This window comes from Micromonospora sp. AMSO12t (assembly GCF_008806585.1).
In the GTDB taxonomy this organism is placed as follows: Bacteria; Actinomycetota; Actinomycetes; order Mycobacteriales; family Micromonosporaceae; genus Micromonospora; species Micromonospora reichwaldensis.
Map to the genome: position 1 here is coordinate 1 of NZ_WAAS01000175.1, position 14,304 is coordinate 14,304.

Sequence of the window (14,304 nt, forward strand, 5' to 3'; positions counted from 1 at the left end):
CGGACGGTGCCGGCGGGCGTGCGCAGGGGCCCGCCCGCCCGCCGGCGGCGACGGCGCTGCCGGGTCAGGCCCGGTACCGCCGGGTGAGCTTCTCCAGCACCGGGACGGTCTCGGTCGGGCTGGGCGTGGCGAGCAGGTCGTCGTAGAGGGAGTCGGCCCCCTGCCGGAACGCCGGCTCGTCCAGCACGCGGACGAGCTGCTTGCGCATCGCGTCCACGGAGAGGTTCTTGATGTCCAGGACCAGTCCCGCGCCGCGTTCGGCGACGCAGCGGGCGGTCACCGACGACTCGATGTGCTTCGTGGCCATCGACCACTCCAGGCCGTCGGCCTCGATGGTGATCATGCCGTTGTCGTCGTCGGAGTCGGTGATCAGCTGCGGCACCCGCAGCGCCACCGCGCTGGCGAAGGTGCCCATGCCGCCGTGGTGCACCATCGCCGAACAGGACGGCAGCAGCTGGGTCAGGGGCAGGTAGTCCACCGCGCGGACGTTCTTCGGCAGGGTGGGCATGCCGGCCAGCTGGTCGGCGTTGAGCGTCGCGACCACCTCGACGTCCAGGTCGGAGACCATCTCCAGCAGGCCGGGCACGTGGTCCCAGCCGCCCTTGAAGTACATCCGCTGGGACAGCCCGAGGGAGAGCGCGACGCGGGGCCGCTCCGGCCGGTGGTGCAGCCACCGGGGGAGCACCGTCTGCCCCGAGTAGGGCACCCAGCGCGTCGGCACGGTCCGGGCGCTGGTGGGCAGGCGTACGCCCGGGGGAGTGGGGTCGACGGTCCACTGGCCCAGCAGCAGCTCGTCGTCGATCTCCAGCCCGTACCGCTCGGCGGCCGGCCGCATGGTCTCGACCAGCGGGTTCTCCTCCGGGCCCGGGCCCGGTCGGGCGGCGGCCTCGGCGAAGCGGTCCATGGTCGAGGCGAAGTAGTCCAGCCCCCAGAGCAGCCGCGCCTGCGCCGCACCGGCGACGCGCGCCGCCACCGCGCCGGCCGGGAAGCACGGGTCCCAGAGCACCAGGTCGGGCTGCCAGTCGCGGGTGAAGGCGACCAGGTCGTCGAGGACCGGGTGCGGGTCGCGGGCGGTGGACCCGACCGGGTGGAAGTCCCACATGGACGGCAACATGAACTGGTAGAAGACGTCCCAGACCTCCTTGTCCGCCGGGGTCAGCTCCAGCGCCTCGGTGATCCGGTCGAGCCGCTGCTTGACGCTGCGCGGCTGCGGCCGACCGGGGCCCATCGGCATGATCTCCGGGTCGCCCACCGCGACCGGGGTCAGCCCGACCGCCAGCGTGCTCTCCGCCAGGACGGGGTGGGACGCGACGCGGACCTCGTGGCCGGCGCTCTGCAACGCCCACGCGAGCGGAACCAGCGGGTACAGGTGGGCCGGGTTGGGCCACAGGGCGAACACGACGCGCATGTCTCTCCTCGGTTGTGCGGTCCTGGTGGGTGCGGTGCGGCGGTCGGCGGTACGGGTCAGAGCTTGCGGGCCACCCCGGCGTACATCCGGTCGGTGGAGGTGGCGTCGGGGTCGTCCTGCCGCCAGCGGCCGGTCGGCACGAGCCCGGGCGCGACGAGCTCGAAGCCCTCGAAGAGGTCGGCGATCTGCGCGGCGGTCCGGTAGACCATCGGCGCGGTGGCGTTGCGGTAGCTGTCCTCCATCATCTGGCGCTCCTCGTCCGGCCCGCCCTCCACGCAGAGGTGGGACAGGGCCAGGTACGAGCCGGGCGCCAGCCGGTCGCGGAAGGCCCGGATGATGCCCTTCGGGTCCTCGCTGTCCCGGATGAAGTGGAAGACCGCGATGAACAGCACCCCGACGGGCTGGGAGAAGTCGATCAGGGACTTGGTGTCGGGGTGGTCGAGGATCGAGCCGGGGTCGCGCAGGTCGGCGGTGAAGATCCCGGTGTTGGCCCGCTCGTCCTCGGTGAGCAGGCGCTTGCCGTGCTCGGCGACCGCCGGGTCGTTGTCCACGTAGATCACCCGGGGCTGGGAGACGGCCCGCCGCGCCACGTGGTGGGTGTTCTCCTGGCTCGGCAGGCCCGCCCCGACGTCGATGAACTGCCGGATCCCGCACTCCTCGGCGAGGTGCCGGACGGCGCGGCCCAGGAACCGGCGGTTCTCCCACACCACGTCGCGGGTGAGCGTCTGTCCGACCCGCCCGATCACGGCCTCCGCCGCGGCCCGGTCCACCGGGTAGTTGTTCGTGCCGTGGAGGAAGTAGTCGTACATCCGCGCCGGCGACGGCCGCTCCACGGACTGGGCAGGTTCTGTCGACATCGGTCTCTCCTCGTACGTCGCTGGTTGGGAGTGCGGGTGGGGGCCGGCCCCGACGGGACCGGCCCCCGGGGTCAGCCGGTGACGGGGCTGCTCTGGTGCGAGAGCAGCAGCGGGCGGCCGTCGTCCTGGCGGACGATGATCCAGGTGGCCCGGATGTGCCGCCCGGGGGCGACCTCGCTCTCGCCGGCGAGGATGATGCCGCCGCCGGTGACCACCATGGCGACGTCCGGGTGCAGGAAGTTCACCGACACCGGGTAGCCCTTGACGTAGGCGCCCCGGTACGGGCCCGCGAACCCCTTGGTCATGAAGGCGCGGATCTCGTCGCGGCTGGTCAGCTGCTCGTCGCCCATGAGCAGGCTGCCGTTCTCCGCGAAGAGGTCGGCGAAGAAGTCCGGGTCGTTGGCCTTCCACGCGGCCTGGATCAGCTGCGGTACGGCCAGGACGGCCTTCTCGTCGTCGCTGACGAATTCCCGGTAGTAGGAGTGGTCCTCCGCGACGCGGGCGGCCTCGAGGATCTCCGTCGCGTCGCCCCACCGCGACGCTGCCTTGGTGGTCATGGGTGCTCCTTGCCGATCGTCACGGGGGGATGGACGGTCACCAGCGCAGCGTCGCGCCGGCGCCGCGCGGGCTGTTCTGGTAGCCGGCGAGCTTCCACTCGCCGTCGCGCTTGACGACGATCCACGTGGAGCGGACGGCGAGCTCCGGGGCGATCTCGGTCTCGCCCGGGGCGAGGATGCCGCCGTGGGTGCGCAGCAGGGCGACCTCGTCGTTGACGAACCGCACGTCGACGGGGTTGCCGGTGACGCCGGTGCCCTTGAACGGGCCGGCGTACGCGGCGGCCATGAACGAGTAGATCTCGTCGCGGCCCTTCTTGTAGACGTCGCCGGGGAGGATGAGGATGCCGTCCTCGGTGAAGCTGTCGGCGACGCCGGCGGCGTCGTTGCGGCTCCAGGCGGCGACCAGCCGCAGCGGAACGCCGAGGGCCTCCTTCTCCTTCTCACTGGTGAAGGGGCCGTAGTAGGCGTCGAGGTCGGGTCGGTTGGCCTGGGTGGTCGTGGTCATGGGGGTGCTCCTTCGTCGGTTCGGGCGGCGGGATGCGCCGACGCCGGGTACCGGTCGTGATCGCTACCCCGAATCGTTGCCGGGGCCCGTCACCGACTGCATCTCTCTGATTGCGCTGCCGGGCAGGCCGGGGCAGGCCGTCGCGCCGGGCGGTCGGGGCGGGAGCGGGGGTGGCCGGCAGCGAATCCCGCGACACCGCACTTGCGGAGATGCGTCGACCTCCGGCGGGAGCAGACGATGCCAGGGCCACCCCAGGCGGGGCGCGCCCCGAGCGACCGCGCCGCCCGCCGCCGGTGACGGCTGGCCGGACCGGACGCGACCGGGGCGGATGCCCCCGCTGGCCCGGTCCCGTGCCGTGCGCCCGGCGGTCACGCGGCGGTGGTGTAACCGCCGAACCGACGATTATCGAGGAGGTCAGGGTGGACGTCACCCAGACGGTGCCCGGCACGGAACTGGTGCGTCGCGCGACGGAGCTGGTGCCCCTGTTGCAGAAGCACGCGAGCTGGTCCGAGGAGAACCGCCGCATGCACGACGAGGTGGTCGAGGCGATGGCCGACGCCGGCCTGTTCCGGATGCGGATCCCGAAGCGGTACGGGGGGTACGAGTCGGACACCCGGACGCTGACCGACGTGACGGCCCAGCTGGCCCGGGGTGACGGCTCCGTCGCCTGGACCGCCTCGGTGTGGTGCATCCCGGGCTGGATGGTCGGGATGTTCCCCGACGAGGTGCAGGACGAGGTCTTCGGCACGCCCGACGTGCGGGTCTGCGGCACGCTGAGCCCGACCGGCAACGCGCAGCCCCGGCCGGGGGGTGTGCTGCTCAACGGCCAGTGGGGCTTCATCAGCGGTGCCCTGCACAGCCAGTGGCAGGAGATCATCGCGATGGGGGCGGCGCCGGACGGCACCCCGATGCCCCTCATGATGCTGGTGCCCATGTCGGACCTGGAGGTCGTCGACGACTGGCACACCGCGGGGATGCGGGGCTCGGGCAGCGTCACCACCGTCGCCCGGGACGTCTTCGTGCCGCAGGAGCGGGTGCTGCCGCTGCCGGCCGTGCTCCAGGGCCAGTACGCCTCGAAGCTCAACGCCGAGTCGCCGATGTACCGGGCGCCCCTGCTCGGCGTCGCCGCCGCGTCCTCGGTCGGCACCGTGATCGGGCTGGCCCGGGCCGCCCGGGAGGTGTTCTTCGAGCGGCTGCCCGGCCGGAAGATCACCTACACCGACTACGGCAGCCAGGCCGAGGCGCCGGTGACCCACCTCCAGGTGGCCGAGGCGACGCTGAAGGCCGACCAGGCCGAGTTCCACGGGTACCGGGTCGCGGACCTGACCGACAGCAAGGGCCGCTCGGGCGAGCCGTGGACGCTCGAGGAGCGGGTCCGCTCCCGCGCCGACGTGGGCGCGGTCTGCCAGCTGGGCCGCGAGGCGGTGGAGGTGCTGGCCCTGGCCAGCGGCGGTTCCTCGGTCTACAGCTCGGTGCCGATCCAGCGGATCGCCCGGGACGTGCACACGGTCAACCTGCACGCCCTGATGACCCCGCAGACCAACTTCGAGCTCTACGGCCGGGTGCTCTGCGGCCTGGAGCCGAACAGCTTCTACATCTGACACCGGGCCCGGGCGGCGGCACCCGGCGACGCCGGGTGCCGCCCCGGATCCGTACCAGCTGCGCTGATGTCACGCCTGCGGGCGGGCACGCGACGAGGAGGGGTGGATGTACGACTATGTAATCGTCGGGGCGGGATCGGCGGGCTGCGTGCTGGCCGCGCGACTGAGCGAGGATCCCGACGTCCGGGTCTGCCTCGTCGAGGCCGGCCCGGCGGACACGGCGCAGAACGTGCACGTTCCGGTGGCGTTCGGCCAGCTGTTCCGCACCCAGCTCGACTGGGACTACGACACGCACGACGAGCCGCAGCTGGACCGCCGCCGGATCTACCTGCCCCGCGGCCGGGTGCTGGGCGGCACCAGCTCGATCAACACGATGATCTACGTCCGGGGCCACCGGTCGGACTTCGACGGGTGGAACCAGCCCGGGTGGAGCTTCGACGAGCTGCTGCCGTACTTCAAGCGGTCGGAGGACAACGAGCGGGGCGAGTCGGCCTACCACGGGGCCGGCGGTCCGCTGCGGGTCTCCGACGGCCGGTCCCGCAACCCGATGTCCGCCGCCTTCGTCGCCGCTGCCCAGGAGGCGGGCTTCGGCGCCAACGACGACTTCAACGGCGCCCAGCAGGACGGCTTCGGGCTGTTCCAGCTGACCCAGCGCGACGGCCGGCGGGCCAGCACCGCCACCGCCTTCCTGCACCCCGTGGCCGACCGGCCCAACCTGACCGTCGAGGTCAACCTCCAGGTGCACCGGGTGCTCATCGAGAACGGCCGGGCGGTGGGCGTGGTGGGCCAGCGGCTCGGCGAGGACGTCGAGATCCGGGCCGAGCGGGAGGTGGTGCTGTCCGGCGGGGCGTACAACTCGCCGCAGCTGCTCATGCTCTCCGGCATCGGGCCGGCGGCGCTGCTCACGGCGCTCGGCGTGCCGGTCGCGCTGGACCAGCCGCAGGTCGGGCAGAACCTCCAGGACCACGTCCTGGTGCCGTTGATCTACGCCCATCCGCACCCGGTCAGCCTGATCGCCGCCGGCACCCCGGACGACCTCGAGCAGTTCATGTCCGAGGGGCGGGGGCCGATGACCTCCAACGGCCCGGAGGCCGGCGGGTTCGTCCGGACCTCCGACGGCCTGGCCGCGCCGGACGTGGAGTTCCTCTCCGCGCCGGTGATGTTCGCCGACAACGGCCTGGGCACGCCCACGGACCACGCCCTGTCCTACGGTCCGTCGATGCTGGCGCCGCGCAGCCGGGGCAGCGTGCTGCTCGCCCTGGCCGACCCCACCGCGAAGCCGAAGATCGTGCACAACTACTTCGCCGAGGAGTCCGACCTGGACGACGCGGTGGCGGCCCTGCGGATCGGGCTGGACATCGCCCGGCAGCCGGCCCTGGCGCCGTACACGGAGCGTCCGTTCCGGCCGCCGGCGTCGGAGTCCGACGCCGACCTGCGGGACTACGTCCGCCAGTACGCGCACTCCATCTACCACCCGGCCGGCACCTGCGCGATGGGCGCCGTGGTCGACGCGGAGCTGCGCGTCCTCGGCGTCGACGGGCTGCGGGTCGCGGACGCGTCCGTGATGCCCCGCCTGGTCAGCGGCAACCCGAACGCCGCGACCATCGCCATCGGCGAGAAGGCCGCGGACCTGATCAAGGGGGTGGCCGCGGCCACCGAGCCCGCGCTGGCCGCCGGTGCGGCGGGCCCGGCGCGGTAGCGCGTCGGGCGGGGCCGCGGCCGGCGACGCGACCGGCCGTGGCCCGAGGCGGCGACCACCAGCGGTACCCGCGCCGACGCGACCGGAGCGCCGGCGACCACTCACATCCGACACCCGGCAGAGGAGCACACCATGACCAACAAGGCAGCGTCGCTCGTCGAGCAGTCCAAGCAGTGGGCGAAGCACTACGGGGCGTACAGCAACGGGGAGGAGGGCCACGCCTTCACCGCGCCGCTGCGCGTGCGGGCCAACTGGGACGCCAACGACGCCGACGCCATCGCCGAGATGTTCACCGACAACGGCAGCATGCTGATGGGCGACGAACAGCTGAAGAGCCGGGATGAGATCCGCGCCTGGCTGACCGACACGTTCGCCGGCCCGTACAAGGGGGCCCGGATGACCTTCGAGCCCGTCGAGATCAGCATGCTGCACCGGGACTCCGCCCTGATCGTCGCCGAGGGCGGCATCCTGCTGGCCGGCGAGACCGAGGTCGCCCCCGAGCGGAGCAGCCGCATCGTCTTCGTCACCGTCCGCGTCGACGACGACTGGCGGGTCCTGTCCTACCAGTCGAGCCCGGTCAAGGGCTGACCCGGCCCACCCCGTCGACCCGGGCCGGGGCGCGGGAGGCGACGACCGGCTCCGGCCGGCCGCGTCCCGCTCCCGGGCCCGGGTCGCGTCGTACCCCGCGACCGGCTCCTCCGGCACCCGCCCCGGAACCTCACCGTCCGGACCCACCGCGTCCGCCGCCGGCCCGCCGGCGGCGGTTCGTCGTTCGTCCGGCGGCCCGGCCGCTCTTCGTCGGCTCCCCGGACGAGGTCCGCCGTTGGCGTGCTCGCGGCGCCGTGGCCGGGGCCCTGGTCCTGGTCCGCCGTCGCGCCGCGCCGGGCCCTGGTGCCGACCCCGGTCGGCCGCAGGCGGTACGCGATGGCGGGGCCGGGCACACGGAAGCGACCACGGCGCTCGGCCGTGGTCGCGGGGTGGCCCGTGCGCCCCGGCGGTCCGGCCGGGGCGCACGGGACGTCAGGAGGTGGCGAACTGTCCCGGCCGCCGCCCCGGGCCGGCCGGCCCCCGGTACGCCTGGGCGATGTCCAGCCAGTGGTGGGCCTCGGCGCCGACGGCCTTCAGCGACAGGTCGTCGCGGTGCCGACGCCGGGTCACCAGCAGGCAGAAGTCCTCGGCGGTGCCGTTGACGATCTGCTCGGCGTCCGGCGGCCCGAAGTACCAGACCGCGCCCGACGGGGCGGTGATGACGAAGCGGAACGTGCTGCTCGGCACCTCCAGCCCCCGTGCCAGGTAGCCGAAGTCCCAGGTGCGGACCGCGAACTCGACGAGCGGCCGGAGCCGGTCGGTGCGGCGGCGGCGTACGCCGAGGGCGTCGGCGATGTCCTGGCCGTGCCCGAACAGCTCCATCATCCCCGCCGCGGCGAGCACCGGCGCCGGCAGCGGCCGGACGAGCCACGGCACCGGCTGTCCCACCGGGACGGCGGCGAGGGCCTTCTCGGCGAGGGTCCGCTCCTCGCGCCACCGGGCCAGCAGTGCCGCCGGCGCCTCGGCCAGGTACGGAGCCATCGCCGCGTTCACGTTCGCGTCGAAGTCGCCGCTCATGCGCGACATGAGGGCCTTGAAGCCGTCCGGGTCGGCGGCGGCCAGGCCGGCCATCCGGAAGGTGGCGGTCAGGTGGGCGATCTGGTGCGCGACCGTCCAGCCCTCGGCGGGGGTGGGGGTCCGCCACCCGGCGTCGTCCAGCTCGGCGACCATGCGGTCGACGTCGTCGCCCTCGGCCTCCAGGGCGGCGAACACGTCCTGTTCTGCCACGCGCTCATCCTCTCGCTGCGGTGCCGCCCCGACCCGGACGGACGATGCGGGCCCCGGGCTTCGTCGCGGGGGGTGACCTCGACCGGTGCGGTGGCGCACGTCGCCGGCGCCGTACGGCCGGCGGTTGACGGGGGAGCCGGCCGATCGGGTCGGTGCCGGCGCATCAATCATCGGCGGGTGGCGTGGTGGGTGTCTTCTCCCACTGTGCGGAGCGCGACGGGCGGCCACGTCCCGGTCCGACCGTCTCCGGGGCCTCGCGGCCCGGGCCGCCGTCGGGCGGCGGCGTGCCGTCGACCGGCGGCTCCGCCTCGTGGCCGGCCGGGCGCCCGCGTAGCCGGAGCGCGAACAGCCCGCCGAGCAGCAGGACGCCCACCACCACCCCCAGGGCCGGCCGGACGGCGGGCAGGAACGCGTCGGCGAACGCGCCGGCGGCCACGTCGCGGTACCGGTCGGCGAGCTCCGGCGGGGTTCCGGGCGGCATGACGAACCCGCCGGCCTGGCCGGCACCCAGCTTGACGCCTTCCCCGGCGGCCCCGCCGAAGCCGTGCAGGAAGTCCGCCCGGGCCTCGGGAGGCAGCTGCGCCGCCCCCGCGCGGGCGGCCTCGGGCAGGGTGTCGGCGAGCCGGTGTTGCAGGACGGCGCCGACGACGGCCGCGCCGAGCGCGCCGCCGACCTGCCGTGCGGTGTTGAGCACGCCCGCGGCGGCGCCGGCCAGTTGGGCGGGGACGTGGCGCATCGCCTCGGTGGTGGTCGGCGCGATGGACGCCCCCATGCCGATGCCGACGGCGACCAGCGGCAGGACGAAGGTGCCGGCCGTGGAGTGCGGCGTGACCAGCAGCGCCATGCCCAGCACGCCGAGCGCGTACACGGTGAGCCCGCCCGCGAGCAGGCGCCGGCCGCCGAGCCGGTCGGTGAGCCGCCCGGCGACCGGCGCGACGGCGCTGAGCACCACCGTCCAGGGCAGCGCGGCGAGGCCCGACTCCAGCGGGCTCATGCCGAGCAGCGCCTGCGTCTCGATCACGAAGACCAGCAGGAAGCCGTACAGCCCGAAGGAGCTGACGAGCGTGATCAGGGTCGCCGGGCCGAAGTTGCCGAGGCGGAACAGCCCGGGCGGGACGAGCGGCTCCCGCTGCCGGCGCTCGCGCAGCGCGAAGACCACTCCGCACAGCGCCGCGGCGGCCAGGATCGCCGGGATGCTGACGGGCCCGCGTACCGTGCCCCAGTCGTGCCGTTCGCCCTCGATGAGGGCGTACATGAGGCCCACCAGCGCGGCGGTGGCCAGGAGCACGCCGACCACGTCGAGGTGGCGCGGCCGGCGGGTGCGCAGGTCGGGGACGAGCCACCAGGCGAGGGCGACGCCCACCACGCTGAGCGGCACGTTCAGGTAGAAGATCCACTCCCAGCCGAGCCGGGTGATCACGAGACCGCCGAGGGTGGGGCCGCTGACGGCGGCCACGCCCGCGACGGCGGTGAAGATCCCGAAGGCGGCGCCCCGCCGCGCGGCCGGGAAGATGCCCGAGATGAGGACCAGCGCCTGCGGCAGCAGCGCCGCGGCGCCCACGCCCTGCACCACCCGCGCGGCGATGAGCTGCCCCGGGGACTGGGCCGCCCCGCAGAGCACGGAGGCCACCGCGAACAGCGCCATGCCGGCCATGAAGACGGTACGCGGGCCGAACAGGTCGCCGAGGCGCCCGGCGACGATCAGCAGCGACGCCAGCGCCAGCAGGTAACCGTTCAGCACCCAGAGCATGCTGTCGATCCCGGTGTCCAGGGACCGCATCATGTCCGGCACGGCGGTGTTGACGATGCTCGTGTCGAGCAGGATGAGGAAGTTGCCGAGGCACAGCACCAGCAGGGCCGCCCACGGGTTGACCGGTCGCGGCGTCGTCACCGCCTCGGCGCCCCGCTCCGGGTCACGGTTGCTCCGCACGCGACGCCTCCTGCTCGTCGTCGGCGTCGGGCACGCCGAGCGGGGCGGGCCGCAGGCCGTCCTCGTACAGGGTCGCGCCGATCCGGCGGGCCGTGGCGAGGCTCGCCCAGGCCGTGACCGTGACCAGCGCGGCGTCGTCGGCGCCGCCGTCGCGGCAGGCGGCGACGTCGGCGTCGGTCACCCGGTACGGCGCGAGCGCGGTCAGCAGCGCCAGCCGGGCGACGGGTCGCTCGGCCGGCGCGAGTTCGGCGACGGCGGCGTCGAACCACCGGCCGCCGCCCGGCTCCGGGGGCGGCGGGCCGGCCAGGCAGGCCAGGATCCGCCGCCGGACGTGCTCCGGCAGGGCGGCCTGACCGGCGTGGTGGACCGCCTGGCCGGCCCGGGCGAAGGCGGCGGCCACGTGCGGCTGGCCGACGGCCCAGGCCAGGTCGGCCTCCGGCGGCGCGGGCGGCAGCAGCTCCAGGGACCGGCCGGGTGGCCGTCCGGCGCGCGCCAGCGCCCCCATGATGCGGGCGGCGGTCCGCCGGACCCCGGCGCGGATCCCGGCCGGCGCCGGCGGCAACGGGGAGTCCTGGAGGAAGGCGCTCACCATCCGGTTCAGGTAGTGGAAGGCCACCGCCACGCCGATCAGTTCCGGCCCGTGCGCGGCGGGGAACGGTGGGGGACGGCGGCGCGCCGCGCTGGCGTCCCCGCTGTGCCGGGCCCACTCGGCCAGGGCCCGCAGCCGGGGATCGCCGATCCCGCCGACCCCGGCGCCCAGCCACCCGCCCGGGTCGCCCAGCAGTCCGGCCGCCGTGGCGCCGTGCACCTCCACGCAGTACGGGCACCGGTTGCTCTCGGAGACGGCGGCGGCGACCACCTCCTTGGCCTCGCGGCCCACCAGCCCTTCGGCGAGCAGCGTCTCGCGCAGCATCAGCCAGCAGGCCCGCAGCACGTCGGGGGCGGGGGAGTGCAGCAGCACCGGGGGCGCGAGGACGCCGAAGTCGTCGGCCATCTGCCGGTAGACCCGCGCGACGGGCCCGTCGGCGGCCTCCGGGGCGACCGGCGTCACGTGCCGGACGTGGGTCAGCATGGTGCGGCTCGTCACCCGAGCCAGTCGCCTGCCCATCGGTTTCCTTCCTGGTCGGGCGGGCCGGGGCCGGGGGCGGGGCGCGCCCCCGGCCCGTCGTGGTCCTAGCTGGGCACGACCTGGGGCACCGCGGTGACCGTGCCGTCGGGCAGCGAGCCGTGGTAGGTGACGTCGATGCCCCGCTGCTGCGCCGCGCGGACGATGCCGGGCACGGCGCGTTCGGCCAGCGCGGCGATGGTGAGGGCCGGGTTGACGGTGAGCGCGCCCGGCACCGCCGAGCCGTCGGTGACGAAGATGCCGGGGTGCTGCCGCAGCTCGTGCCGGTCGTCGAGGGCCGACGTCGCCGGGTCGTCGCCGATCCGGCAGGACGACAGCGGGTGCACCGTGTACGCGCCGACCACGTCGTTGGTCCACGGCATCACCCGGGCCAGCCCGTCGCGCTCCAGGATGTCCCGGGCGTCCGCGTCGGCGGCGGCCCAGCCCCGCAGCGTGTTGGCGGTGGGCCGGTAACGCAACGGGCCCCGGCCGAGCATCTGCTGGGAGATGCGGTCGGCGTTGCCGGTCGCCGGCGGCGGCCCGAAGACGCCCTCGTTGTCGTCCTCCGACATCGTGAACAGCGTCAGCCACGACTGCCAGCGGCGCAGCATCTCCTTCTTCTCCAGGCCGAACCAGCTCGGGCCCTGCGCGTCGGGCACCTGGGCGAGGATCGTGCCCAGCCCCAACGGGAAGAAGAGCTGCTCCAGCGAGTACCGCTCGTACTCGGGCAGGTCGGGGTCGAGCCGGTCCCAGGTCGCCACCGTCGGCCCGCGGCCGATCTGGTTGGCGTCGTAGCCCTTTCCGTTGGGGCGGCTGAGCCCGAGCACCTCCCGGACCCGGTCGTCGTCGAAGACGGCCGTGTTGAGCCGCTCGCCGTTGCCGGAGAAGTACCGGCCGACGGCGGGGGGCATCGTGCCCAGCGTGGGCTCCGAGCGTTGCAGAATCACCGGGGTGGCCCCGGCCCCGGCCGCCACGATGACGATCTTGGCGTCGATCGTCCCGCTGTCGTGCAGGATCCGGTAGTCCTCCGCGTCGACGATGCGGTAGTGCACCCGGTACCCGCCGTCCTCGGTGCGGGAGAGGTGCTGCACCTCGTGCAACGGCCGGATCTCGGCGCCGTGCGCCAGGGCGGCCGGCAGGTAGTTGAGCAGCAGGGAGCGCTTCGCGTCGAAGCGGCACCCGGCCATCATCCAGTTGCAGTTGGTGCACTTGTCGACGTCCACGGCCGACGGCACCGGGTTGGCGGTGCGTCCGGCGTGCGCGCAGGCCGCCGCGAAGAGGCCGCCGGCGTACGGCACCTTGTCCCAGCTCTGCATCGTCACCGGCAGCGACTCGCAGACCCGGTCGTACCACGGGTCGAGCGTGGCGCGGGTGATGGCCGCCGGCCACATCCGGCGGCCGATGCTGCCCTGCCGCTCGAAGACGAACTGCGGCGCGCGCGGCATGGTGGCGAAGTAGACGACGCTGCCACCGCCGACGCAGTTGCCGCCGAGCACGCTCATCCCGTCGCCGACGGTGAAGTCGAAGATCCGGGTGTACGACGAGCCGAGCTTGAAGTCGTGGTCGAACTCCTCGCTGGACAGCCACGGTCCGCGCTCCAGGACCACCACCCGCGCCCCGCCCGCGGCCAGGTGGTAGGCCGGGATCGCGCCGCCGAAGCCGCTGCCGATCACCACGACGTCGGTGCTTGCGCTACTGGTCATGCCGGGCTCCCTGTGGGGGTGGTGTGTGGGTGCAGTCGCGACAGCGGGCGTCCGTACGAGTACTCGGGGAACCGCCACAGCCCGTCGTCGTCGGGCTGGGTGATGCGAATCGCCAGCAGCCCCGGATGCCCGGCGGCGAGCGCGTCGAGCGTGTTCATGTGAGCGGCGCTGTCGTAGGCCATGTTGCTGAACAGGGCGAGCCCCACCCACATCTCCTTCTCCGGGTTGTCCGGGGCGAGCAGGTGGCTCAGCAGCGCGGTGCGGTGGTCGAACGCCAGCGCGACGAAGGGCGGCACCGCCGGGTCGAGGGCCAGGCCGTTCGCCTCGGCGTACCCGGTCGCGTGCGCGTTGAGGGCCTCACTGAGCGTCCCCAGCATCAGCGACAACCCGCCGGCCGGGTCCTCCATCAGGGCCAGCGCCCCGCACTCGACGGCGCCGCCGTCGGTCGAGACGCCGGCGATCGCCCGGTCGTCGGCGGACCGCTTCGCCCCGGGGATGATGGTGTCGGCGAACGCTTCCAGCGTCAGCACGCGTGCCTGCTGCTCCTCGGGTGTTTCCGGTTGCACGGCGGCTACCTCCTTCTGGGGCGGGCGCGTCGGTTACCGGTCCCGCCAGGGCGTTTTTCGGGCAGCCTTGACCACCGCCCGCTAGGGCGACGGATGCAAGGGATGAATTGGTGGTCGCCCGGAAATGCTTTCCGTGCGGCATGGACGGTGCGCGAAGTTCTGCATCATCGTGGCTACCGACGCAGGTGGGACGCATCTTCTGTTTTGCTGAGGCCGCTGTCCCGACGGGCCGGGACGATTGGCGTGGAAATTGCGTACGGCGGCGGGCGCGCAATTTCCGCGCCCCGTTCCACGCGGCCGGCGCCGACCGCTCCGTGCGGCGGACACGGCGGGCTGTCCCGGGCGGCGGACACCGCGGCCCGGCCGCGGCGAACGGTGGGGCCGGGCCCGGTGCCCGGCCACGCGCCCTGTCCTCGCAGCGCGCCCTGTCCTCGCAGCGCGTCCCGTTCTCGCGAGCGGCACGATCTGGGAGCCGGTGCGGTGTGCCCTGGCCGGCGCGTTGCGGCGGCGTGGTCCGCGCGGGCGGGCGGCGCGCGCGGAGCGCAGTCCGGCCGGGCC

12 protein-coding genes are annotated in these 14,304 nt (G+C 74.3%); 3 read left to right on the plus strand and 9 right to left on the minus strand.

The genetic code is table 11. The features are described from left to right. Positions 1–64: 64 nt before the first annotated feature. The 4 genes from F6X68_RS22455 to F6X68_RS22470 form a co-directional block, all read right to left on the minus strand. Positions 65–1,408, minus strand: a complete 1,344-nt coding sequence (locus F6X68_RS22455; protein WP_151456136.1) for a nucleotide disphospho-sugar-binding domain-containing protein — start codon at positions 1,406–1,408, stop codon at positions 65–67. 56 nt (positions 1,409–1,464) lie between these two features. Continuing rightward, positions 1,465–2,265 (minus strand): SAM-dependent methyltransferase, encoded by an 801-nt coding sequence (locus F6X68_RS22460; protein ID WP_151456137.1) that lies wholly within the window; start codon positions 2,263–2,265, stop codon positions 1,465–1,467. 71 nt (positions 2,266–2,336) lie between these two features. Beyond that, positions 2,337–2,822, minus strand: a complete 486-nt coding sequence (locus F6X68_RS22465) for an SgcJ/EcaC family oxidoreductase (protein WP_151456138.1) — start codon at positions 2,820–2,822, stop codon at positions 2,337–2,339. Between the two features lie 37 nt (positions 2,823–2,859). Further along, entirely contained in the window at positions 2,860–3,327 is a 468-nt protein-coding gene (locus F6X68_RS22470) for an SgcJ/EcaC family oxidoreductase (protein ID WP_132238216.1), read from the minus strand. 419 nt (positions 3,328–3,746) lie between these two features. Here F6X68_RS22470 and F6X68_RS22475 point away from each other — a divergent pair, with 419 nt between their 5' ends. The 3 genes from F6X68_RS22475 (at position 3,747) to F6X68_RS22485 (ending at position 7,215) form a co-directional block, all read left to right on the plus strand. Further along, a complete protein-coding gene (locus F6X68_RS22475; RefSeq protein WP_132238214.1) occupies positions 3,747–4,928 on the plus strand; it encodes an acyl-CoA dehydrogenase family protein in 1,182 nt (393 codons plus the stop codon). 106 nt (positions 4,929–5,034) lie between these two features. After that, on the plus strand, positions 5,035–6,627 hold the full coding sequence (locus F6X68_RS22480) for a GMC family oxidoreductase (protein ID WP_151456139.1): 1,593 nt from the start codon (positions 5,035–5,037) through the stop codon (positions 6,625–6,627). Between the two features lie 132 nt (positions 6,628–6,759). Next, the gene (locus F6X68_RS22485; RefSeq protein WP_151456140.1) at positions 6,760–7,215 is read left to right on the plus strand and encodes an SgcJ/EcaC family oxidoreductase; all 456 of its coding nucleotides are present in this window, start codon (positions 6,760–6,762) and stop codon (positions 7,213–7,215) included. A 432-nt stretch (positions 7,216–7,647) separates the two neighbouring features. Here the strand turns inward: F6X68_RS22485 and F6X68_RS22490 are convergent, their stop codons facing one another. From F6X68_RS22490 to F6X68_RS22510, 5 genes are all read right to left on the minus strand, one after another. Next, on the minus strand, positions 7,648–8,442 hold the full coding sequence (locus F6X68_RS22490) for a TIGR03084 family metal-binding protein (RefSeq protein WP_225852364.1): 795 nt from the start codon (positions 8,440–8,442) through the stop codon (positions 7,648–7,650). Positions 8,443–8,605: 163 nt separating this feature from the next. After that, entirely contained in the window at positions 8,606–10,372 is a 1,767-nt protein-coding gene (locus F6X68_RS22495) for an MFS transporter (RefSeq protein ID WP_151456142.1), read from the minus strand. After that, the gene (locus F6X68_RS22500) at positions 10,356–11,444 is read right to left on the minus strand and encodes a carboxymuconolactone decarboxylase family protein (RefSeq protein ID WP_151456144.1); all 1,089 of its coding nucleotides are present in this window, start codon (positions 11,442–11,444) and stop codon (positions 10,356–10,358) included. The genes F6X68_RS22495 and F6X68_RS22500 overlap by 17 nt, the downstream gene beginning before the upstream one ends. 101 nt (positions 11,445–11,545) lie before the next feature. Beyond that, a complete protein-coding gene (locus F6X68_RS22505) occupies positions 11,546–13,180 on the minus strand; it encodes an FAD-dependent oxidoreductase (protein ID WP_132238204.1) in 1,635 nt (544 codons plus the stop codon). After that, on the minus strand, positions 13,177–13,746 hold the full coding sequence (locus F6X68_RS22510; RefSeq protein ID WP_151456143.1) for a DUF5987 family protein: 570 nt from the start codon (positions 13,744–13,746) through the stop codon (positions 13,177–13,179). The genes F6X68_RS22505 and F6X68_RS22510 overlap by 4 nt, the downstream gene beginning before the upstream one ends. Positions 13,747–14,304: the final 558 nt, after the last annotated feature.

Coding starts and splice junctions, on each gene's coding strand:
- F6X68_RS22455 (WP_151456136.1), bottom strand. CDS start 1,408: ATGCGCGTCGTGTTCGCCCTGTGGCCCAACCCGGCCCACCTGTACCCG.
- F6X68_RS22460 (WP_151456137.1), bottom strand. CDS start 2,265: ATGTCGACAGAACCTGCCCAGTCCGTGGAGCGGCCGTCGCCGGCGCGG.
- F6X68_RS22465 (WP_151456138.1), bottom strand. CDS start 2,822: ATGACCACCAAGGCAGCGTCGCGGTGGGGCGACGCGACGGAGATCCTC.
- F6X68_RS22470 (WP_132238216.1), bottom strand. CDS start 3,327: ATGACCACGACCACCCAGGCCAACCGACCCGACCTCGACGCCTACTAC.
- F6X68_RS22480 (WP_151456139.1), top strand. CDS start 5,035: ATGTACGACTATGTAATCGTCGGGGCGGGATCGGCGGGCTGCGTGCTG.
- F6X68_RS22485 (WP_151456140.1), top strand. CDS start 6,760: ATGACCAACAAGGCAGCGTCGCTCGTCGAGCAGTCCAAGCAGTGGGCG.
- F6X68_RS22500 (WP_151456144.1), bottom strand. CDS start 11,444: ATGCTGACCCACGTCCGGCACGTGACGCCGGTCGCCCCGGAGGCCGCC.
- F6X68_RS22505 (WP_132238204.1), bottom strand. CDS start 13,180: ATGACCAGTAGCGCAAGCACCGACGTCGTGGTGATCGGCAGCGGCTTC.